Raw genomic sequence first — 21,406 nt, forward strand, 5'->3', positions numbered from 1 at the left:
CATACCTATATACAGCATAGGTTTAAATTTGACTTGTAGACTGATAAATTAGTTATTGACACAAAAGATGTATACAGGTCAACAATGCAGAAGCAAAGCTAATCCTCTAGGATTCGCAGCCAAACCTACCTGAAACCTCTGATTTTTTGAGTAAGGACCATCTCATGCTTGAAGAAGCAAAAGTAAGAACTCGTGATCTGCAAGCGCGAATGAAGGATATGGGGATCCGAAAAGCAGTTTTCACCGACGAAAGCTCGATTGCTTATCTCGCTGGTTTTTGGGGATACTTGGGTATCGAATTTGGGCGCCCCACCATGCTTGTTGTTGACGCTGACGAGGCGCCTGTTGTGATTACACCGCTTATGGAATCCGAGATGGTGGGCGCTATGACCTGGGTCGAGGATATCAGGGTTTGGGAGGACATGGGTCAACGTAGCTGGGGCAGGGCGCTGGGTGAAATTCTGGGCGATAACCCAAAAGAAATATGGATTGAACGAAACCATATCCCGGCCATAGTGCGCAATTTCCTGGATGACACATACCCGGGTACAAAGCTGGCTGATATATCACCTGTTCTTGGTTCGCTGCGCGTGATCAAAGCGCCGCTTGAGATCAGTGTAATGAAAGAGGCAGGTGAGATAGCCGGTGCGATGATGACCGCAGCGCACGACTCTTTACGTGAAGGCGCACAGGAATATGAATCTGCGCTGGCCGTGATAGAGGCCGGGTCGCGCAAAGCGGCGACATTTCTTACTGACAAGGGTTGGGACAAATTCGTTTCGCCGATGATACATAACTTGCAAATCTTGCAGAGCGGAGCGGATACTTCGATGGTGCATCGGCGGGCAAGCGTGAAGGCATATGAAAAATTTGACCCGGTCTATTTTTGTTTCTGCAACATGGCGCAGTTCAAACAATACAAGCTGGGCTTTGACCGCATGTTTCATATCGTTGACGTCACCGATCAGGCAAGGGACGTACAGGAAGCCGCAATCGCCGCGCAGCAGGCGGCAATCGCCGCGATCAAACCTGGTGTAAAAGCAGAAGATGTTGCCGAGGCTGCAAACGAAGTGTATCGCGCACGTGGCTATGAAACAGGCTATCGCACGGGCCGCTCAATTGGGGTGTCCTATCTCGAAGCGCCAGAGCTCAAGGCAGGAGACAAGACAGTGCTGCAGCCCGGTATGACATTTGCTGTTGATGGCGGCATTTCCATCGATGGGGCAACTGCCGGACGCATCGGAGATTCTGTTGTCGTTACCGAAACAGGTTCAGATTACATCACAAGCTATCCGCGTGAAATATTGCTAAGCAAAGGCTAAGTCATGCAGAGCAACTTGAAGGTTGTTGTTGGGCAATGCCCGGCAGATATCGAAGGTCCAACCGCGCGTCTGGAATGGTTGAAAGAAACGCTTTGGCTCATTCGTGATTTGAAAGCGGACCTGCTTATCCTGCCTGAGCTTTTTTTCACAGGTTACAATGTCGGTGGAAAAATTTCAGAGTGGGCAGAGGAAAAGAACAGCCCGGTTTTACAACGCGTCGCTGCACTTGCTCAAAAATACATAATCGCGATCCATTTTGGGTATGCAGAAAAGCGAAAAGGGGCCATTTTCAATTCTGCTATTTGCTATGGTGCGAATGGTGAAGTTGTTGGCCACCATCGCAAGTTACTTTTACCCCCCGGCTTTGAGGGGGAATACTTCGACGCTGGTGTGGATTTTACGCTGTTCGAGATGGGGGGCTTAAAAATCGCGACCCTTATCTGTTATGACGCCGAGTTTCCTGAAAATTTCAGGCAGGTCGTTTCGGCAGGTGCTGATCTTGTCGTTGTGCCGACCGCCCTCGGAGAGCAATGGGGAATTGTTTCCGAAAAGCTTATTCCGACACGCGCGTTCGAAAATGGTGTTTTCGTTTGTTACGCAAACTATGCCGGACAGGAAAATGGTCTGAGCTATTTTGGCGGCAGCTGTATCGTTGGTCCGGATGGTAAAGATTTAGCACGGGCAGGCCCTACGAGTGAAACCATATTCGCAAATCTTGATTTAGACGCTGTTAAGGCAGCTCAATTCCTGCTTCCCTACCATATTGACCGGGCAAAGTTGCCCTGGGTGAAAAGACCCTAGTTTTGCTTAGTTTAGAAATACTCAGGCCAAGTCGCGTATTGTCAAAAGGTTCCTTAGCAACACTCGCACAGTTCCCGTTCGCGATCAGGTTGTACCAATTTGCACATAATTCAACCAAATTCAGTGCAGCGTGTATTTGTTAATAAATTGTTAACCATTTGTTTCAATGAAATTATTAACAAAACCTTAATGGTGGCCCCTGCTTTTCTTTCAGCTCAAAATCCAGTTTGACGAACAGAATAGCGTCAAAACAACGCCCTATTCCCCCGTATACATAGCAACCAGAAAATGAGCTGACATAACTGAAAAGAGATTCACTTGAAAAAGTTTTTGAATCTACAAAAGACGCTAAAACTGTTCTCCTCAAAAGAGGATGGCAGTGTCACAACTGATTGGGTTGTTCTGACCGCAACAATCGTAACAGTCGGGCTCTCGACGGTTACAAACGTCTCGTCGGGTCTTTTGGGTTTGTCGGGGGAAGTTTCGAGCACTTTAGAGTCTATTGAAGTCGCCAGCGCCGCTACGGATGATGCGGGCGGTGCTGACAGCGATAGCAATTCAGAAAGCGATGCAGGCGAGTCCGGCGCGGGCGATGATTCTGCTGCAGACGATAGCGGCGCGGGCGAAAGCAATGCGGCTGACAACAGCAATTCCGGTGGTGGCAGCGACAGCAGTGCCAGTGCGTCATCAGGTGGTGATAGCTCAGCAAGTGATAGTTCTGCGTCTTCGCCCAAAGCAAACAGAGCAGCACGGCGCGCCGCTAGAAGAGAGGCGCGCCGTGCTGCTAGGGCTGCAAGACGTGCGGCCCGGGCCGCGGCGCGTAATAATTGATAAAATCAAGTATTCTTCTGACGGCACGTGCACGCTAGAATCTTTGTGTGTTTGAAATAGTCGTTTCAAATTTGCGATTTATCGCCCCTCAACACTTAACCTTTTCCATTTTGGGATCATACAGCGGCGCCAGATGAACCGAGCAGGGCACACGAACGGTAGCTACTTCAAGTTCGTACTCGCCAGACAAAACAAAATCGTTGTCGACCCCGGATTTATTTCGGACATACCCCATCCCGATCGATTTCCCGATCGTGTGACCATAACCTGCGGAACTCAGCCAGCCGACCCTTTCACCGTTGCGATAAATCGTTTCGCGACCTGATAGAATGATATCGCCATCAGCCACAAAGGACGCCAGTATTTTCGGCTTGCCGTTGGCACGTTGAGCTTCGACAGCGGCGCGGCCCTTGAAGTCTATATTCTTTTTCATCTTCACGGCCCAGCCGAGCCCGGCTTCATCGGGTGTATGATCCGGCCCAATGTCTGAACTCCAGGCGCGGTAGCCTTTTTCAAGTCGCAGCGTCTCAATTGCGCGGTACCCAGCATTGCATAGTCCATGTTTCGCCCCGGCATCATGCAAAGCTGCGTAAACCGCAGAGGCGTATTCGACGGGCAAGTGAAGCTCCCAGCCGAGTTCGCCAACATAGGTGACGCGCAGTGCGTTGACCGGGCATCCAGCGATCCCAATGGTTTTAGCAGTGCCGAATGGAAAGGCTTCATTGCTCACATCGACGCGGGTTATTTCCTGCAAAATATCACGGGATTTAGGACCCATCAGGGAAAGCACTGCATTGGACGAGGTAATGTCTACAAGCTGTGCGTTCATACCGTCAGGGATATTGCGCGAAATCCAGTCAAAATCATGGGTCGCATAGCCTGTTCCGGTGATGATGTAATATTCGTCCTCTGCGATGCGAACGCAGGTCAGATCACATTCTATACCACCATGATCGTTCAGCATTTGCGTGTAGACAAGTGATCCTACGGGTTTCGCAACATCATTGGCTGCTATCCAGCTAAGGGCTGCCTCAGCATCGAGGCCTTTCAGGGTGAATTTTGCAAAAGAGGTTTGATCAAACAGAACGGCAGCTTCGCGGGCGGCCTTGTGTTCGCGGCTAACGGGGACGTGCCAGTTGGGTCTCTCGAATGTGTAGATATCACGCTGTTCTTCACCAGCCTGCGTGTCCGCAAACCAATTTGGGCGTTCCCATCCAAGCTTTTCTCCGAATACAGCGCCGTCTGACTTGAGCGTGTCATAGAGCGGGGATTTTCGACAGGGACGCCCACTGTCGTGCTCTTCGGACGGCCACGCCATGGTGTAGTGTTTGCCATACGCCTCGATCGTGCGGGTGCGAATCCAATCGTCGTCGAAATGTGGGCGGCCAAAGCGACGAATATCAACAGGCCATAGATCAAACGGTGGCTCACCTTTAGCAACCCATTCCGCCAGCGCCATACCTGCGCCACCACCTGCCGCGATGCCATAAGCGTTAAAACCTGCACCCACGAAGAAGTTTTTAAGTTCAGGCGCCTCTCCCAGAATGAAATTTCCGTCTGGCGTGAAACTTTCGGGCCCATTCACCAGTTCCTTGACCCCTGCAGTCTCCAGCGCGGGAACGCGACCCAAAGACAGTTCCATCAATTGCTCAAAATGGTCGAAGTCGCTGTCTAACAAGGTGTAGTGGAATCCTCGCGGAATACCGCTTTGCGCCCAGGGAATGGGGTTTGGTTCATACCCTCCCATCACAAGGCCGCCAACCTCTTCCTTGTAGTAAGTTAAACGGTCCGGGTCGCGCAGTGTTGGGAGGTTGGCTGGCACGCCTTCGATTTGTTCGGTGACCATATACTGGTGTTCCATTGACACGAGCGGCACGTTTACCCCGACAGTTTTGGCAAATGTGCGTGTCCATTGCCCACAGCAGGCAATGACGACACCGCAATCAATACGCCCTTTTTCGGTCTCCACACCTTTGATGACACCTTTATCAACGTCTACCGACAACACTTTTGTATCTTCAAAAATGCGTGCGCCGGCCATGCGGGCACCCTTAGCCAGTGATTGCGTAATATCGGAAGGGTTGGCCTGCCCGTCGGTGGGTAGAAACGCGCCACCGATGACGTCGTCGATTGTCATCAAAGGCCAGAGATCGAACGCTTCCTTTGGGGTGAGAAGCTGCATCTCCAAGCCGAAGGAATGTGCCGTTGTGGCCTGACGCTTGACTTCGGTCCAGCGTTCTTCGGTACAGGCCAGCCTAAGCCCACCGTTCATTTTCCAGCCTGTGGCCTGCCCGGTTTCCTGTTCTAGCGTATTGTAGAGATCGACCGAATAGCCCAGCAATTGGGTAATGTTCGCATTTGAACGCAATTGTCCAACAAGGCCCGCAGCATGAAATGTGGTGCCTGATGTCAGTTTCTTGCGCTCTAGCAAAACCACATCCCAGCCCATTTTGGCCAAATGATATGCAGTTGAACACCCGACGATACCGCCGCCAACGATGACCGCCTTCGCGGTGTTCGGAAAATCACTCATGTTTCGATCCTTAGGGATATGAATTCGGTGTAAGCCCGTTGGTAACGGGACAGGTTTTCGGCCGTATAGGCGGCATAGTCGAAGTCGATTTCGGAGGTGAGTTCCGAAACCATGCTCCACATTGTTTCGCGTAGAAGAGAGGCGCATTTCATCGCGGTGTAGCGATGCAAAAGCTCGGCATCAGGCGCGCTGCCATAGTAAGCTTTCAACATTTGCACTTCAGCCTCGGGATCAAGCCCGCTGTTCGTGGCGAGACCACCCAGATCAAACAGCGGCGAGTTAAAGCCACCATATTCCCAGTCAATCAGCCACAGCCGGTCTTTGCTGCGCAGGATGTTTGCTGGCAACAAATCGTTATGGCCAAGGACAAGGTCTATCGGGCCAACCGCGCGCTCCATAATCTGCGCCTGATCCATCAGATCGGGCAAAACACTAAGGTGTGATGAACCAAGATCGCGCAACGTTGCCGCGTAATCGCGTAGAACATGGAACACCCAGAACGTAAGAACAGGCCCTCGCAGTTTCGGTGCGATTTCACGGTGAACACGGCCTACGAGCTCAACGGCCTGCATCAACGTTTCAGGGTTGCGAACGTCAGCTTCGCTAAGCGGGGCCGCATCGACAAAATCAAGAACCATCGCGCCGGGTTCGGCATAGTGCACAGCGGGTGAAATGCCTGCTGCCTCGGCTGCGCGGCTGATTGCCAGTTCATTAAAACGCATGACGCCGTGCTCGGGGATGTCATGCCCCAACCGCACGACGTAGTCTTTGCCCTGATCCGTTATCAACAAATTGATGTTGGTGATCCCGCCCCCCAATTGGCGCGGATTTTCAGGTGATTTCCAACATGGAAGGGCAAGTGCCTGCTGAATAGCAGCTTGGATTGCGGGTGTAGTCATTTGAGCCCCAATCTTTCACGTGATGCGCGCGCCATGGCCGATACAATCCTGTCGGCGGTGATCGCTATGAAGGCGACAGCCAGCCCGGCAATGATGCCTTGTCCGGTGTTTGCTTTGGTCAAGGCGATGTAGACCTCTTGCCCCAGATCGCGGGTGCCAACCAAAGCCGTGATCACCAGCATTGACAGGGCGAGCATTATGGTCTGGTTCAACCCTAACAAAAGAGATGGCGTTGCAAGTGGCAGCTTGATGCGCCACAAAAGCTGGTTTTTGGTGCAACCAGAGACTTTGCCAGCCTCAATCATTTCGGGTTCAATCTCGCGGATACCATGGGCCGCGTAGCGAACCGCTGGTGCCAAAGCATAAAGAACAACCGCGATCATCGCCGAGAAATCCCCAACGCGAAACAACATCACGACCGGTATAAGGTAGACAAAGCTTGGTAGTGTTTGCAGCGTGTCGATGAATGCGCCGATCACAGAATTAGCGCGGCTGTTTTGTCCGGCCCAAATCCCGAGCGGAATACCAATAACACTCGCGAGAAAGACCGAAACACCGCAGAGATAGATTGTTATCATCGCCTTCGCCCACAGCCCGCTTGCTGCAATGGCCAGCGCCATAAGCGCCGCCATAGCACCAAGCTTCCAACCGCCCACGCGCCATGCAGCCAGACCGATTGCGATGATCCCCCATGCCCAGGGCACGCCCGAGAAAAAGCGTTTTACGGGTAAAAGAAGATAGGTCAGGAAGAAAGTTTTGATCGCTTCGAAGGTGTCAAAGAAATTGATGTTGATCCATTCCATTGCGTCTGACCAGAACGCGCTTGTGGTCAGTGTCGCGCTTTCCGGGTAGCTCTGAATTGCGGGCAAATAGAGCCCTGCCAATCCAGTCCCAAGCATGATCAGCACAACTGAAACCAACCACGGGTGACGCTTTACATATGAAAGCCCTGGTTCTGGAAGGGCATCTTGCGTGCGCGTTGAAAAAGCCTGGCTTAAGCGGTCCAAAGCGATCGCAAGGGCGACTATGGCTAAGCCAGCTTCGATGCCGCCACCGATATCCAAGCGGCGCAGTGCTGTCAGCACATCATAGCCCAGACCCCCAGCCCCGATCATGGATGCGATAATCACCATATTCAGCGACAGCATGATAACCTGGTTCACGCCAACCATAAGCGTTGGCATGGCCGAGGGAACCAGCACTTTCCACATCATCTGGCGCCGCGAACAGCCCATCATACGGCCAGCTTCTTCTATTTCCGTTGGTACACCCTGCAGCGCAACCGTACTGACCCGGACCATTGGGGGCATCGCGTAAATTACGGTGGCGACAAGTGCAGAGACCGGGCCAAACCCGAACAAGAACAAGATCGGAACAAGATAGGCAAAAACAGGCACTGTTTGCATCAAATCCAGTACGGGTCGCATCATGCGTTCAGCAAGCGGTGAAAGATAGGCGAGAATTCCAAGCAGTAGCCCGCCAACAACCCCAAGCGGCACCGCAATGATCACAGACGCAAGCGTGACCATCGCGCTTTCCCATTGTCCGAAGATGGCAAGGTAAACGAAACAGCCACCAACAAGCGCTGCCAGAACCCAATCTTTTGCGTAAAATGCAAGTGCTGCAAGTATGGTGATGATTGCGATCCAGCTTAGCGATGGGGCAATCTCGACCGCTTGTTGGCCCTGCCCAGTGCTGAAACCATCAATCAATCCGGATCGTACGACCTGATAGGGCGCTTCTATCAGTGAAGAAATGAACCGCGTGAGATCTCTGAAGGAAAACAAGCCAAAGCTCGCATCTTCAACCAGCCATTTCATAACTGCGGATATCCAGCCGTCAAGCTGTAGTTCCCACGCTTTTGGAAACTTAATGATCCAGCGTGCATCTAACGCTTTGTAAAGCGGGAAGGAATAAGTCGACAGCACCCATGTCACCCCAAAAAGGCATAACCAGAATGGCCTTGAACCCTTCAGGATATGGCGCGCTAGAAACTTCATTTCCCAGACCGGCCAATCAAAACATCAATCACTGTGCGTGCGTCAATCGTGCCAATCGCTTCACCATTTTTGTTGATGACACGAAAGGGTCGAGATTCAGCTTCGATCTGATCGACGGTGTCGGCAACGCTCAGTCCACCTTGCAGGTCGCCCGCGTAGTTGCCCTCCGGCGCACCCGGCGACATGACAGTTGCAAGACGTAAAACCTTGGCGCGCGGAATATGGCGTGTGAATTCCTCAACGTAATCAGTTGCTGGATTGAGGATCAGTTCTTCTGGTGTTGCAGTCTGAACAATCGCCCCGTCTTTCATGACGGCGATCCGGTCTGCCAGACGAATTGCTTCGTCAAAATCATGAGTGATAAAGATGATGGTTTTGCGGAGCATGGATTGCAGACGCATAAATTCGTCCTGCATCTCGCGCCGTATTAGCGGATCAAGCGCAGAAAACGGTTCATCCAGAAACCAAAGGTCCGGCTCTGCGACAAGCGAACGTGCAATGCCAACGCGTTGCTGTTGTCCGCCAGAAAGCTGCCTTGGAAAATAGTTTTCGCGGCCCTTGAGGCCCACCAGCTCTACCATCTCGTGGGCGCGTGCTTCGCGGGTTTTGCGGTCAACGCCTTGGACATCCAGCGGGAAGGCCGCGTTCTGTAAAACCGTCAGATGTGGCAACAGCGCAAAATGCTGAAAAACCATGCCCATCTTTTTGCGACGAACATCAATGAGTTCGGCTTCGGGCATAGAGAGAAGGTCACGCCCTTCGAATTCAACATGTCCCGCTGTTGGCTCAACCAATCGGGACAAGCAGCGTACAAGCGTTGACTTTCCCGAGCCGGAAAGACCCATTATAACAAAGATTTCGCCCTCATGGATTTGAACATTCGCGTCGCGCACTGCCCCAATTATTTGGGCTTTGTTCATAGTATCCTGATCAGGATTGCCACCATGTTTGTTCAGAAAAGCCGTTGGATTTGGGCCGTAAAGCTTCCAGACGCCTCGGCAATCCAGCTTGACTGAATTCTCCATCGGGACCTCGCATATGTGCCGTTAGAACGGCTTAATATCGGTTGGACGGTAGAGAGGAGCAAATTGTAATTGCTCCTCTCAAATCTTCTTAGTTAATCCAAGTGGACCAGGTTGCCTCATTTGCAGCCATCCATTCGGCAACTACATCTTCAATTGAAACACCTTCAAGATCGACTTTTGCAACCAATGAACCGACATCAGCGTTGCTGATTGTAAACGCTTCAATCGCCGCAGCAGCGCCGGGCCATTTGTCTGCAACGCCGCTCCAGGCAACTTTCCAGATAGGGCCGGTTGGTTTACCGCAATCATAAGCAGCCGACGGATTTATACCGACTGACGGATCGCTGTAGCACTCGCTTGAATAAGCTGGGAATTCAACAAAGCTACCTTCGTATTTCGTGGGGGCCCAATGAGGATCATAAAGCCACAGCACGATTGGTGCTTTGCGTTGGTAGGCGGATTCAAGCTCTGCAAACAACGCCGCATCCGTACCCGCGTGCACAACCTCAAAGTCCATACCCAAGGCTTCGACGCGTTCGTCATCAAAGCCACCCCAGGTTACAGGGCCACCCAGATACCGACCAAGCGGCGCTGTTTCAGGCGTCGCAAATTCCTGTGCGCAATCATTCAGCGCTTCCCAGTTTGGCAGGCCTGGGCAGACCTCTTCCATATAAGACGGGTACCACCATTCTTCGACAGCCATCATGCCGGATTCTCCGACGTTGACGACATTGCCGGTTGCGGTGGCTTCGTCCATGGCCTCACGACCAGTGGTTTCCCAAATTTCCATCGCGACATGCAAGTCACCGGTCTTTAGGCCCGCGAATTGAGCAATATAGTCGGCCTGAACATATTCGATGTTGTAGCCTGCTTTTTTCAGGACTTCGCCCATAATGAAGGTGTTTACAATTTGGCCGGTCCAGTCGTGGGTTGTCAGTTTAATCGGGTCAAGTGACTCAACTTCCGCATAGGCGCTTGAGGCACAGACAGCAGCCAATATCGCCGCTGATATTGTGTAGGTTGATTTCATGTCGGACTCCCTGCGTTTTTAAATATGCGCGTCTTTGGGCAGCTCTGCGTTTCACAAGGCTCAACACGCTGTGCGAACAAATTGTTGCAAGCATCAACAAAATGCAACAAAAATTTATAGTTTTTGTGGGTATTTTAAATTTTAATATGGCTTTTTGTGGGAAATGCTGCGAAATTGGGTGAAGTTTTACTGCAATCTCACAATCCAAGGCAAAAAAACGAATGGACCCTCGCTCCAATCACCGCCAGCAAGAAATATTGGCAGCCTTGCGCAGGGCGGGCGGATCTTCGCGAATTCATTCTCTGGCCCAGACGTTGGATGTGACGGAAGAAACCGTGCGTCGGAACATCAAGCGTTTGGCAGACAGTGGCGTTGTGGAAAAGGTTCATGGCGGTGTCCGGCTTCTCAGTGATGGGCAAGAGGGTGATTTCCACCAGAGATATCGGGAAAATCCCGAGGCAAAGAAACGGATTGCACGCCATGTCGCCGAAATGATCGAAGATGGTAGTTCGTTGTTTCTGGATATTGGAAGTACCACCGCCTACATCGCTGATGCGTTGCGTGATCACCACGAACTGCTTGTTGTGACAAATTCTGTTTCGGTCGCTTACAAGCTGGCAACACGCAACAACAACAGGGTTTTTATGGCAGGAGGTGAGCTTCGCAACCACGATGGGGGCGCCTTTGGCACCGACGCGATGGCATTTGCCGACAACTTCCACACCGAATACGCGATCCTGTCTTCAGCCGGGATCAATGCAAGCAATGGATTCATGCTTTTTGATCTGGAAGAAGCAAAATTTTCCCGACTGATCATGGCCAAGGCAGGCACCCGCATCGTGGCTGCCGACTCCAGCAAGTTTGATCGTGTTGCACCGGTGACTGTGGCGAAACCCTCGTTGGTTGATTACCTCGTCTGCGAAAAGACGCCGCCCGCTTCGATCCAAAAGGCAGCGGTTGATTGGGGAACGGAAATTCAGATCGCAGGGAAATCTGATTAAGACGCAGCGGACGTTTGTGTGACCTTGATCAACCTTCACGCACGGCAGCAACATGATCTTCAAAAGATGGATCGTTCATGAGTGTTTTGCATCGCGCAAACCGTTCAGTTGCGTAGGCCCAGAAATCTTCGGCCGGGTTGTCATCTGCTAGCTGAATTAAACCCCAAAGCGTCCAGAGCAGATCACACATTGCTTTGTAGATGACCACCCGTCCGCGTTGGGCGGGTGTCGGGTCTGCCCCGAAGTAAGCGCGCATCAGTTCCATGTCCTGCTCTGCATCCATTCCCGCCTCGACAGAAAGATCACCAACATCCCAGAGCGGATCATTCATCCCTGAATATTCCCAATCGACGATCCACATCTTTTTGCCGTTATCCAGAAAGTTTTCGCAAAGCGGATCACAATGGCAGGGGGCGAGGGGGCCAGGGTTGGCTGCCAGCGCCTCTTTAACCGGTTCTGCTGCAGCGACAATATCGTGATACCCGTCTGGCAGGTCCACATCCTTTGTTGAAAGAATGTTCAGATAGTCGTCGATCATTGCGAATAGTTCGAAACGAAAATCAAAGGTTTCGCCAGAACCGTGCAGTTTAGCCAACGCCGCACCCGCCCTGGCGGGCGATCCTGCACGGGATTTGAACAGAGCGGGTGTCATTGTTTCGATGCCCTGAATAGCCTCGGATACCATCTCACCCGTGCCAGCATCAGCCCAGATAACTTCGGCTGAAACACCTGCCCGATAAGCAGCATTGGCATTTGTGGTTTCGACAGCGCGATCAATATATTCCTCGGTGCCTTCCCCCGGAATACGTACGATAACCTTTCGGCCCGCAGCTTCGACCAAATGCACGAGATTTGTTAACCCGCCTAAGCGTGTAATTTTGCAGTCCGCAGCCGTGACATTCTTGAATCCGGGTGCTTTTTTCAAGCTGGCGACGACGGTTTCCAAATGCTCTGTCATTGAGGTGCCTCTCTATGCCTTAAGTTTTTCATTTTGCGGATCATAAAGCGGCCCGTCTACCCGTTTGATAGGGTGCCGTTCGCCAAACACTTCGATCTCAAAATCAATCTCCTGCCAAAGATTTTTGTTCAGGTAAGCGAAAATGATCATTTTCCCGACACTGTGGCCAAATCCTGCGCTGGTTGCGAGTGAGACTGTGTTGCCGCCTGACAAAACCGTTTCTCCCCCATAAAGTGGCAGGGAATTTTCAGTGACAAATGTGCATAGTTTTTGGTCAGTCCCATTGGCTTTTTGTTTTTCGAGTACGTGACGACCAATGAAATCTGCACCGGATTTCAGGTGCACCCGAAAGCCAAGCCCGGCTTCTATTGGCGTGTAGTCAGGGCTGATATCGCCAGACCAGTAAAGATAGCCTTTCTCAAGTCGCAGACTATCGATAGCGCGGTAACCCACATCGCGAATACCGTCGGACTTTCCTGCGTCCCACAGCGTGTCATAGACGTGTGCTGCGTATTCTGTAGGGATGTGAAGCTCCCACCCAAGTTCACCGACGAAACCGATACGCACCGCGCGAACTGGGGCCGCCCCAATGGTGATGTCCCGGGCCGTACCAAAAGGAAATGCGTCGTTGGAAACATCATCTTCGCTGGCGCGCGCCAGAACATCCCGTGACAATGGACCGCAAATGTTGATCACAGCGCGCGCTGACGTAACTTCAATCAAATGCACAGAACCATCTTTTGGCATATGACGGCGGATCCAGTCTGCGTCATGCGTGCCAAAGCCGGACCCAGTCACAATGTAGAAATGATCCCGGCTCAGGCGTGTTATTGTCAGGTCAGCCTCTATCCCGCCGGTTTCGTTGCAGAGTTGGGCGTAGATGACGGTGCCGTCGGGTTTGTCCATATTGCAAGCAGCCAACCGCTGCAGTAGATCAAGCGAACCAACGCCGATCATTTCAAACTTGGCAAAACTTGATTGATCGATCAGTACAACACCCTCACGCACGGCCTTGTGTTCTTCTGCTGCGAACCTGTGCCAACCGGGTTTCAAGAAATCGAGTTGGTCGACCGGTTCTACGCCTTCCGGTGCAAACCACAACGGGCGCTCCCAGCCGTTTTTGGAGCCGTAGACCGCACCGTGATCTTTTAGCCGTTCGTAAAGTGGTGAAAGCCGAAGCTGCCGCACGGTTTCATGCTCCTGCCCCGGATAGCGCATTTTGTAGTGGTGGGCGTAATGCTCAACAGCGCGTGGATACATGAAGGCCCGCGTTCCGTGGTGCGGGCCAAATCGTCGGCAATCCAGTGGCCAGAGGTCAAGGCTTGGCCGCCCTTCAACGATCCATTCTGCTATCATTTCTCCCGCGCCGCCCCCTGCTGCAATCCCGTAAAGGAATCCGGTGGCCATCATCAGGTTGTCAAATCCGGGGGCCCAGCCCATCACAAAATCACCGTCGGCCGAATAGGGGATAGGACCGTTTATTACAGTGCGGATTCCAACCTCGTTCAGAACAGGGGTCACTTCGGCAGCCAGTTCTGCCAATGGGCCGAACCGGTCAAGATTATCCGGCAGCAGCTGGCGTACGAAATCGCCAGGAATGCCCTTATCACCAAATGGTAAGGTGTTTTCTTCGTAACCGCCGATGACCAGCCGCCCACCCGCGTCAGGCTTGTAATAAACCAGTCGTTCCGGGTCACGCAGGCTGGGTAGGGTTTTAACGAGGTCTTCGTCAGGCAGAGGCTCGGTTACGATGTACTGATGTTCGACTGCGCAGGCGGGAACGTGGATGCCAAGTTTTGCGCCCAACTCGCGGCTCCACATGCCTGCCGCCATGATGATTGTATCTGCTTCGTAGTCCCCATCAGTGGTCGTCACTTTTGTGATGCGGCCATCTTTGATTTCAAAATCCAGAACCTTCACACCCTGTTTGATCTGTGTGCCATATTTGCGTGCACCAGCGGCGACGGCCTGGCACAGGCTTGCGGGGTCTACGTGGCCATCTGATGGAATGAATGCCGCACCTTCCAATCCGGTTGCATCAATGTAGGGGAAAAGCTTTTTGGCTTCGGTGGCAGAGATCATCTCCATCTCTAGATCGAAACTACGTGCCATGGTGGTCAGACGCTTCGCTTCGAGCAGACGTTCCTTGGTGGCAGCAAGCCGTAGGCTCCCGACTTTTTTCCAGTCAAAAGCCATCCCTGTTTCTGCTTCAAGCTGATCGTACATCGCGACTGAACGTTTCAGCATGCGTGTTGTGTTGCGCGAAGACCGCAACTGTCCGACCAGCCCTGCGGCGTGCCATGTGGCCCCTTCAGTCAACGATGCTTTTTCAAGCAGAACAACGTCTTTTTCGCCGTTTTTGGCAAGATGATAAGCTGTGGAGCAACCAATAATGCCACCACCAATTATCAGGTGTTTCGCTGAGTGATTTGCCATCTGCAGCTCCTAAAATCACAAGAATCTTCTGAAACAGGATTGCAGTATTTCAACAATATACAACGAAAAATGTTGCTTTATGTTGATTATTTTAATTTTCTGCGACTAGATGCCCGGACGATGCTGACTAATAACATAACCAAACGACTTCGATTTCAGGCGATAGGATGCTTTGAAATACGGTTCGATTTTCACGTGCAAGCGCGCAACATCGCTTGTCTTGCCCTGTCAAATGAGGCACGCACACAAGATGTCAAAATATCAACAACAAATAGAAAATGAGATCGCGCTGCGCGGTACGATGACAGTTGCTGAGCTTTCTGAACTTCTTGGTGTTTCAGATCAGACCATAAGGCGTATCGTTAAGCCACTTGAAGAAAGTGGTAAGGTTCAAAAGGTGCATGGCGCAATCAAAAGCGTTGAAAACCCGATGACCGCGCCCTTTCAGATTCGCATGTTGCACAACCGGCGTGCTAAGGCGGAATTGGCCTCTAAGCTGGTTGAATTGATAGAAGATGGTCAAAGCCTAGCAATAGATACGGGCTCAACCGCCGGGTTTGTTGCGCAGGCACTGAAGGCCAAGCGGAATCTGACAATTGTAACCAACTCGGCCTATGTTGCGAGTACGCTTTCCATGAAGCCCGGAAACCGGGTATTCATGGCAGGCACACAATTGCGGGATCATGATGGCGCATCATTTGACCGGACTGCCTTTGCAACCATCGAACGTATGCAGGTCGACATTTGTATTTTGACTGTGGGGCAGGTCCACCCCGAACGGGGTTTTCTGGTTAATGAACAATGTGAAGCCGATATTGCAAAAGCGATGTCAGCAATCGCCGATAAAACGATTTTCGCGATCGATCACTCAAAATTTTTGCCAGCGACTGCTGCAGGAATGGTGAAAATTTCAGGGCTGGCTTCTAAGCCAAAAATCGTAACGGATTTGCCTTTGCCAAAATCCCATTGCAGGTTTTTGAAAGAGGCGGAAGTGATTGTTGCGAAACTAGGCTGACGATTTCATACCGGTTTTCATTGTTTGGAAAAACGAAGAAGGGCCGCACCTAATAGCGTTGCCATGGTTGCCAAAACCTTAACAAGGTTCATAGGTTCCTTCAGAAAGAACACCCCGATGAGCAAGGCAAAAATGATACTGGTTTCCCGGAGTGCCGTGACAAGCGCGATCGGAGCTTGGGTGAAGGCCCAGATAACCAAACCATATGCAACGAACGAAGCGCTGCCACCAAAGAAGAAAACGGGCTTTGCGTGAACAACGACGTCGCGCAGGACGCGAGGTGATGTTAAGGCGGTAAATGCCGCAAAGAGAATACCGTTTCCAATTGCCAGCCATCCATAAAAGCCAAGGGCTGTTCCGGCCAATCGCGCACCTAAGCCATCGACCAATGAATAACTTGCGATGAAGCAGCCGGTTACAAACGCGAGGCGCGCGGCGTGCAGGTTTTGTAAACCGTCTTTCTGTCGCACAAGGCTTATGCTCAGAATCCCCGCACCGATCAAAGCGATTGCAAAGAGTTCTGGAGGATGCAGTACGACCCCCAGAAAAAGAACGGATACACCTGCAACCAGCAGCGGTGCCGTACCTCTTGCAATAGGGTAGACCTGTGTCAAATCCCCTGCGTGGTAGGACCTTAGGAGAAACACCTGATAGCCGATATGCAATCCGATGCCTGCCAGCAAATACGGCCAACTTTCGATTGCGGGGGTTGGAACAAAAGGTAGGATCAAAACCGCCAAAGGCATATGACCCAGCACAACGGCACACATACTAAGGTGTTTGTCAGTGCCGCTTTTCACCAATGCGTTCCAAAGAGCATGCAGCAAAGCGGCAGTGATAACGGCATAAAATACCAGCAAGCCCATCAGAATAGTCCCTTTGGAAACGGCGTCGTTCGGACCCTAAGAGCATATTGTGCGGCAGGCAATGAACCCGATAAAACCTCAGCCTCTTTTTGCAATTTTTGTTAAGAAATCTGACATAGCAGAGTTAACCACGCTCGGCTCTTCTATCGGCGAAGTATGTCCCGCTTTTGGAACTCTGACAAGCTGCGAGCCTTTGATCATTTTATGCATTTTTTCAGATTTATCGGGCGTCGTCGCGGTATCTTCGTCACCGATTAAAATCAGGACTGGCAGATCAATCTGGCTGATCTCTTCGCTGATTCCCAAGCGGCTTATGACGCCTTTAACGGCCCTTGTGATTCCTATTTTGTGATTGGCAGCAATGGAATTTTGCCATTCTGTTCGCTCTTCAGCTCTGTTTGGATCATTCAGGAAACTTTGGCCAAACATGATAGGCATGACCTTCCTGACAACCAGGCCTAAGCCAAACCATTTTGCCACAAAATTCAGGAGTTTGTATTTCGGCAGGTTTTCGACCGCTTCCGGATCTGCCGAGGTGTCGATAAGTATCAAAGATCGTAAGAGCTTTGGGCGGCGGAAACCAATGCGCATTCCGATAAACCCGCCCATGGACAAGCCGGCAAAATGGCAAGGAACCGCCTCGAGGCTTTCAATAAGCTGGATCGCATCTGTTGTGAGCGTATCAATGTCATACCCGTCTTTCGTGACCTCGCTTTTCCCCTGGCCACGATGATCATAACTGATGCATCGGTATTTACTTTTCAGATGTCTTATCTGGTTTGCGAAAACCTTGTCGCTCAGCAAAAGGCCATGGGAAAATATGATCGTTTCCTCGCCTTGTCCTTCATCTGAATAATGAATGCGTGCACCGTTAACATCTATATAGGGCATCTGTCACCTTCAACCGACGAAACACAATATTACGTTTTCAGCCTAAAACGTTGTTGAAAATTTCGCTACAAAATTTCGCTTTTCAAAACTCAATAGATGAAATTTGGAAATCGAGAGAAAAACAGATGCGACTTGGGTCGCCGATTTATTTGTAAGATCCCGGTTATTTGAATGCGCCCTACACTGGACAACACATTTGTCAAACCGCGATCTGAAACAGAATACCCGAGAGTATTGCTCCGCTGACTCCCAGAATGAGGTAAGAGGCGAAAACAGGGCGCTTAACAAGCGACCAAACAGCCGCCATAGCCGGAATGGAACTGACTGAACCGGCAATCATAAACGACATGGCGGCACCCGCGGTCATACCTTGTTCCATCAAGCCCGCTAAAAGAGGAGGCGCGACATATCCATTTAGATACGCAGGCATCCCCACGAATGCGGCAATCACAATTGGCGCTACCCCATCTCCGCCGACCACCTTCGCGATCAGATCTGCGGGGACATAGGTCACCAAAAGAGCCTCTAAAGTATAAGCAAGCATGAGCCATTTGATCAGGAAAAAAGCGTTCTGAAGAAACTCTTTTCTAAATACTTTGCGCCGCGGTTCTTCAGACAAGAACTGCCAAACAGGTTTTTGGTTGAAAGGGGAAGGCCCGCAACCACAGCCGCCGCCACCGGAAATTTCGCGCAAAGGGTTGGTCAAAAACCCGCGCTTCATTGCTAGTTTTATAGCGAAACCGCCAAACAATCCGAGCGCGACTGCAGACATTGCCTTACCAATCGCAAATGGCCATCCAAGAGCCCCGGCAGTGATCAATAGCGTTGGCGGGTCTATTAATGGTGACGAAAGCCAAAACGCCATAACCGCTGATAAGGGCGCCCCCAAAGCCAGTAAGCCAGCGATAAAGGGAATTACCTCGCATGAACAAAAAGGAGCCAGGCCACCGAACAAAGCTGCAAGAAAGATCATTCGTGTTTCACGACCTTTAAACGCCTCTGCAATCATGGCTTCAGCCCCAGCAGCCTTGAGATAAGCGATCAGAAATACTGCGAAAACGATGAAAGGGAGCGTTCCTATAAAGGCTTTAACTGCGAAAATTACGACGGCCCCCAGATTTGTAGGGTCAAGTATGGCAACCAGAAACGGAACGAACGCAATAATCGTCCACGGAGATTTCAAACGGGTCAAAACCGCTCCGATAGATGGTTTGTAGCCTTGAGAAATATTAACCATCTTTCGCCGCCTTTTGTTTTACGTCTGCACAGCATTCGCTGAGTATGAAATTTGCGAGCTGCTCGACCTGATCGAAAGAGGCCTGATTGAGAATTGTGCGACCAACCTTTTCTTGCTTGAGAAGCCCCGCAGCACTGAGAAACTTAAGGTGATGCGCCAAAGTAGATGGCGCAATTCCGGTGCGTTCTTGAATCTCACCAACTGTAAGACCCTCGTTACCGGCACGTATCAGCGTTTTAAGGACCTGAAGGCGCGCCTCTGACCCCATGGCGGCAAATCCTTGTGCGGCAATTTCCCAGTCCATACCTGGCTCCCTAATATTCTACATAACTAATTTTATAGTTTTGTTTGGCGGAGTCAAATACATTCTGCTTAGAAGTACTTGGAGTAGAGATGTTGGTCTTCGGGAGCATTAAAAGAAACTTATTCTTGAATTCGGTTTCTAGAAATGGATGTTCTTATCAATCAAGAATCAGAGCAAAATTAAATTTGGTAGCGGCTAAAAGTAAAAAAATGGTTGAAGGGCGTGAGAAATTTGCAAGAAAATTCTGTTTTTCCAATTTGGAAACACCGGAAAGACGGCAGCGGCGTCTCTTTTGAATTCTACTTAAAGCTGAATAGCTGTATCTGATTTGAAAACGATAGACGGGTTTTCTGTTTAGTTTTGGTGTCCACTTGGAAATAAAACTTCTATTGTTTCCTGATCGAGACCGACCTATTTTTACTACCAATATTTCAGCCTAATTTCCGCCGTATTGTCGGCAATATTTAGCCATAATCTGCCTTTTTTACGTCACAATTTTCGGAAAAGTAAGACTACTTCTTGGTCTTATATCGTTTCCACAGGCCAAGTGGTACGTACGAGTAAACCCATGTTTTTAAGGGATTTAACGAGTATATATGTGCGAAACTGCCGAGGTAATGTCCCACCTCGGCAGATTTGCCATATCAGCGCTTTTGACTTTAGTTGGGATTGCCTGCCATGGAATTTAAACAAGATATTGTTTCTAACGATGAACAGATTCTTTCGTCTGTAATGAACCATGTAAAGCAGGATGAACCTGTTTTAGAGCTCTCAAAGCCGGTCCAAGATAAACTAGTATGGACCCTTCCTGGAATCTGCGCAAAATCCAGAGTGTTTACATCTTTTGGTGAACTGCCGATTGAAGCGCTTCGAGAAAGAGACAAAGTCCGCACAGGTAACGGCAACTACTTGGCTGTGCAATGGATTGACAAAATCCATCTTGATGAAAGCTTTTTGGACTACCACCCAGACGCGCAGCCGATAATGATCCGGAAAGGTTCATTAGGCCCAGGGAAACCGAAAAAAGACATGTTGGTTTCCTCGCAGCAAGAAGTTGCGGCTCTTGGCACTTTGGGGAGTGGTGGGCTGAGATCAGCGCTCGAACTTACAGGGCGACCAAACATCTCGACGCATCCGCAGGATGGTGTCACCTACTACAGGTTCCATTGCGGAGAGCCTGCGATTGTTAACATTGAGGGTTTGGGCTGTAGTACTTCGCCATAGCCTACCCAGCAGCGACTTTCGAACATGAAACCTGCGGCAGTATTATCAAATGTTGCCGCTTAATTCTGCGTGTTGCAATGAACAAGTTCGCCCGTGTTTGCGAGAACGCATGGTTTTCCAAAAACCGCTGCAAGAGTGCCAAAGCTGTGCCCGAGGAACTGGCAGGTGCACAACGTAACATCCGTTTGGGCATTTACTAACGTGAGCCTTTCATTCTGAAAGACCAGGCGAAACCCCTTTTTCCGGAGCCTGTCGATAAGTTCGCTCCAGTTTTTTGAATCGACAAAATCCGGACTTAAGAAGCACCTTAAAGAAACAGAACTTTCTGCGTCCAGCTGACTTTCGGTCGCTTCGCGATCCAAATTGGTCCAGACATTGCTGGTCGGGAGAGCAGGGTTGTCTTCAAAGCCAAGCGTTTTCTTAGACATAGCAGTCTCTTTCATCAGATGCCTTGTTCTGAAATCCTGTCGCGGGAACACGGTTTGGATAAGGTTTACCGATGATATTTTAGAGGCAATGTTTGGACAAAAAGAGACGCACGTGCCGTAGTTTGCGTGGTCTGGGATGTGAAGGAAAAAGCAAGGCTTGGCTGTTGTGCCAGATGCTAGGACTTGCTTTTCGCCGGAGAGGACGAACGAACTGCTGACATCACTCTTTCAAGAGCGAACCCAGATTGGCTGGATTGCTTGATTTGCGCCTTCTGTTTTGTTTGGTTCCTAGCTGAAGACCCAGGTATTGTATCGGATTTTGCGCAGTGGTTTTTGACGGTTTCAAGTTTAAAAGCGTCTTTGTTTCGGCTCGTGCGGAAGATCGGTTTCCCAATGGGTTCAGCCCAGGATTTCTTAGCAACAGCTTTGTGTTTTTGCGTTGCCATCGCCAGCCTTGTTTCAAAGGAATCCATAATTTACCCTTCTCTTTGCGTCGCTAGGGGAGATTATTCTTTGCGATAAAGTCAACAATGTGGCCGGAAATTAGGCATTTTTTGTGGTTGGCGTGCCTGAGTGCTTTCATAGTCACACTAAGGTCTACCTAT

At 50.6% G+C, this 21,406-nt stretch carries 18 protein-coding genes; 6 read left to right on the forward strand and 12 right to left on the reverse strand.

Annotated elements, in window-relative coordinates; genetic code table 11:
- Nucleotides 1-164: 164 nt before the first annotated feature.
- From J4E70_RS02520 to J4E70_RS02530, 3 genes are all read left to right on the forward strand, one after another.
- Nucleotides 165-1,322, forward strand: coding sequence for a M24 family metallopeptidase (locus J4E70_RS02520; protein WP_213887477.1), 1,158 nt, complete (start codon nucleotides 165-167; stop codon nucleotides 1,320-1,322).
- 3 nt (nucleotides 1,323-1,325) lie between these two features.
- On the forward strand, nucleotides 1,326-2,123 hold the full coding sequence (locus J4E70_RS02525) for a carbon-nitrogen hydrolase family protein (protein ID WP_213887478.1): 798 nt from the start codon (nucleotides 1,326-1,328) through the stop codon (nucleotides 2,121-2,123).
- A 318-nt stretch (nucleotides 2,124-2,441) separates the two neighbouring features.
- Complete coding sequence (locus tag J4E70_RS02530; RefSeq protein WP_213887479.1) at nucleotides 2,442-2,954, forward strand: hypothetical protein; 513 nt, start codon at nucleotides 2,442-2,444, stop codon at nucleotides 2,952-2,954.
- Between the two features lie 88 nt (nucleotides 2,955-3,042).
- Here J4E70_RS02530 and J4E70_RS02535 read toward each other — a convergent pair whose 3' ends face one another.
- From J4E70_RS02535 to J4E70_RS02555, 5 genes are all read right to left on the reverse strand, one after another.
- Nucleotides 3,043-5,487 carry a GcvT family protein gene (locus J4E70_RS02535; RefSeq protein ID WP_213887480.1) on the reverse strand — a complete coding sequence of 815 codons (2,445 nt, stop codon included), beginning with the start codon at nucleotides 5,485-5,487 and terminating at the stop codon, nucleotides 3,043-3,045.
- Nucleotides 5,484-6,386: a phosphotransferase gene (locus J4E70_RS02540; RefSeq protein ID WP_213887481.1), complete on the reverse strand. Its 903-nt coding sequence runs from the start codon at nucleotides 6,384-6,386 to the stop codon at nucleotides 5,484-5,486. The genes J4E70_RS02535 and J4E70_RS02540 overlap by 4 nt, the downstream gene beginning before the upstream one ends.
- Nucleotides 6,383-8,386, reverse strand: a complete 2,004-nt coding sequence (locus J4E70_RS02545; protein ID WP_213887482.1) for an ABC transporter permease — start codon at nucleotides 8,384-8,386, stop codon at nucleotides 6,383-6,385. The genes J4E70_RS02540 and J4E70_RS02545 overlap by 4 nt, the downstream gene beginning before the upstream one ends.
- Complete coding sequence (locus tag J4E70_RS02550) at nucleotides 8,383-9,411, reverse strand: quaternary amine ABC transporter ATP-binding protein (RefSeq protein WP_213887483.1); 1,029 nt, start codon at nucleotides 9,409-9,411, stop codon at nucleotides 8,383-8,385. Before J4E70_RS02550 ends, J4E70_RS02545 begins: the two co-directional genes overlap by 4 nt.
- 88 nt (nucleotides 9,412-9,499) lie before the next feature.
- The gene (locus J4E70_RS02555; RefSeq protein ID WP_213887484.1) at nucleotides 9,500-10,441 is read right to left on the reverse strand and encodes an ABC transporter substrate-binding protein; all 942 of its coding nucleotides are present in this window, start codon (nucleotides 10,439-10,441) and stop codon (nucleotides 9,500-9,502) included.
- A 221-nt stretch (nucleotides 10,442-10,662) separates the two neighbouring features.
- Between J4E70_RS02555 and J4E70_RS02560 the strand changes: the two genes are divergently transcribed.
- Entirely contained in the window at nucleotides 10,663-11,442 is a 780-nt protein-coding gene (locus J4E70_RS02560) for a DeoR/GlpR family DNA-binding transcription regulator (protein ID WP_213887485.1), read from the forward strand.
- Nucleotides 11,443-11,470: 28 nt separating this feature from the next.
- On the opposite strand, the gene J4E70_RS02565 is transcribed toward J4E70_RS02560, so the two are convergent.
- On the reverse strand, nucleotides 11,471-12,400 hold the full coding sequence (locus J4E70_RS02565) for a phosphotransferase family protein (RefSeq protein ID WP_213887486.1): 930 nt from the start codon (nucleotides 12,398-12,400) through the stop codon (nucleotides 11,471-11,473).
- 12 nt (nucleotides 12,401-12,412) lie between these two features.
- Entirely contained in the window at nucleotides 12,413-14,836 is a 2,424-nt protein-coding gene (locus J4E70_RS02570; protein ID WP_213887487.1) for a GcvT family protein, read from the reverse strand.
- Between the two features lie 250 nt (nucleotides 14,837-15,086).
- Between J4E70_RS02570 and J4E70_RS02575 the strand changes: the two genes are divergently transcribed.
- Entirely contained in the window at nucleotides 15,087-15,851 is a 765-nt protein-coding gene (locus tag J4E70_RS02575; protein ID WP_213887488.1) for a DeoR/GlpR family DNA-binding transcription regulator, read from the forward strand.
- Between the two features lie 17 nt (nucleotides 15,852-15,868).
- Here the strand turns inward: J4E70_RS02575 and J4E70_RS02580 are convergent, their stop codons facing one another.
- The 4 genes from J4E70_RS02580 to J4E70_RS02595 all read right to left on the reverse strand — a co-directional run bounded on the left by J4E70_RS02580 (nucleotide 15,869) and on the right by J4E70_RS02595 (nucleotide 19,149).
- Nucleotides 15,869-16,717, reverse strand: coding sequence for a DMT family transporter (locus tag J4E70_RS02580; RefSeq protein ID WP_213887489.1), 849 nt, complete (start codon nucleotides 16,715-16,717; stop codon nucleotides 15,869-15,871).
- A gap of 78 nt (nucleotides 16,718-16,795) precedes the next feature.
- On the reverse strand, nucleotides 16,796-17,608 hold the full coding sequence (locus J4E70_RS02585; RefSeq protein WP_213887490.1) for an alpha/beta fold hydrolase: 813 nt from the start codon (nucleotides 17,606-17,608) through the stop codon (nucleotides 16,796-16,798).
- A gap of 199 nt (nucleotides 17,609-17,807) precedes the next feature.
- Entirely contained in the window at nucleotides 17,808-18,845 is a 1,038-nt protein-coding gene (locus J4E70_RS02590) for a permease (protein WP_213887491.1), read from the reverse strand.
- Nucleotides 18,838-19,149 carry an ArsR/SmtB family transcription factor gene (locus tag J4E70_RS02595; RefSeq protein WP_213887492.1) on the reverse strand — a complete coding sequence of 104 codons (312 nt, stop codon included), beginning with the start codon at nucleotides 19,147-19,149 and terminating at the stop codon, nucleotides 18,838-18,840. The genes J4E70_RS02590 and J4E70_RS02595 overlap by 8 nt, the downstream gene beginning before the upstream one ends.
- A gap of 678 nt (nucleotides 19,150-19,827) precedes the next feature.
- Here J4E70_RS02595 and J4E70_RS02600 point away from each other — a divergent pair.
- The gene (locus J4E70_RS02600; RefSeq protein ID WP_213887493.1) at nucleotides 19,828-20,373 is read left to right on the forward strand and encodes a Hint domain-containing protein; all 546 of its coding nucleotides are present in this window, start codon (nucleotides 19,828-19,830) and stop codon (nucleotides 20,371-20,373) included.
- 59 nt (nucleotides 20,374-20,432) lie between these two features.
- Here J4E70_RS02600 and J4E70_RS02605 read toward each other — a convergent pair whose 3' ends face one another.
- Entirely contained in the window at nucleotides 20,433-20,801 is a 369-nt protein-coding gene (locus tag J4E70_RS02605) for a hypothetical protein (protein WP_213887494.1), read from the reverse strand.
- Between the last annotated feature and the right edge of the window lie 605 nt (nucleotides 20,802-21,406).

This window comes from Pseudohalocynthiibacter aestuariivivens, from assembly GCF_018457175.1.
Classification (GTDB): domain Bacteria; phylum Pseudomonadota; class Alphaproteobacteria; order Rhodobacterales; family Rhodobacteraceae; genus Pseudohalocynthiibacter; species Pseudohalocynthiibacter aestuariivivens.

Coding starts and splice junctions, on each gene's coding strand:
- J4E70_RS02575 (WP_213887488.1), top strand. CDS start 15,087: ATGTCAAAATATCAACAACAAATAGAAAATGAGATCGCGCTGCGCGGT.
- J4E70_RS02595 (WP_213887492.1), bottom strand. CDS start 19,149: ATGGACTGGGAAATTGCCGCACAAGGATTTGCCGCCATGGGGTCAGAG.
- J4E70_RS02590 (WP_213887491.1), bottom strand. CDS start 18,845: ATGGTTAATATTTCTCAAGGCTACAAACCATCTATCGGAGCGGTTTTG.
- J4E70_RS02520 (WP_213887477.1), top strand. CDS start 165: ATGCTTGAAGAAGCAAAAGTAAGAACTCGTGATCTGCAAGCGCGAATG.
- J4E70_RS02560 (WP_213887485.1), top strand. CDS start 10,663: ATGGACCCTCGCTCCAATCACCGCCAGCAAGAAATATTGGCAGCCTTG.
- J4E70_RS02545 (WP_213887482.1), bottom strand. CDS start 8,386: ATGAAGTTTCTAGCGCGCCATATCCTGAAGGGTTCAAGGCCATTCTGG.
- J4E70_RS02565 (WP_213887486.1), bottom strand. CDS start 12,400: ATGACAGAGCATTTGGAAACCGTCGTCGCCAGCTTGAAAAAAGCACCC.
- J4E70_RS02570 (WP_213887487.1), bottom strand. CDS start 14,836: ATGGCAAATCACTCAGCGAAACACCTGATAATTGGTGGTGGCATTATT.
- J4E70_RS02600 (WP_213887493.1), top strand. CDS start 19,828: ATGGAATTTAAACAAGATATTGTTTCTAACGATGAACAGATTCTTTCG.
- J4E70_RS02555 (WP_213887484.1), bottom strand. CDS start 10,441: ATGAAATCAACCTACACAATATCAGCGGCGATATTGGCTGCTGTCTGT.
- J4E70_RS02550 (WP_213887483.1), bottom strand. CDS start 9,411: ATGGAGAATTCAGTCAAGCTGGATTGCCGAGGCGTCTGGAAGCTTTAC.
- J4E70_RS02535 (WP_213887480.1), bottom strand. CDS start 5,487: ATGAGTGATTTTCCGAACACCGCGAAGGCGGTCATCGTTGGCGGCGGT.
- J4E70_RS02580 (WP_213887489.1), bottom strand. CDS start 16,717: ATGGGCTTGCTGGTATTTTATGCCGTTATCACTGCCGCTTTGCTGCAT.
- J4E70_RS02525 (WP_213887478.1), top strand. CDS start 1,326: ATGCAGAGCAACTTGAAGGTTGTTGTTGGGCAATGCCCGGCAGATATC.
- J4E70_RS02540 (WP_213887481.1), bottom strand. CDS start 6,386: ATGACTACACCCGCAATCCAAGCTGCTATTCAGCAGGCACTTGCCCTT.
- J4E70_RS02585 (WP_213887490.1), bottom strand. CDS start 17,608: ATGCCCTATATAGATGTTAACGGTGCACGCATTCATTATTCAGATGAA.
- J4E70_RS02605 (WP_213887494.1), bottom strand. CDS start 20,801: ATGTCTAAGAAAACGCTTGGCTTTGAAGACAACCCTGCTCTCCCGACC.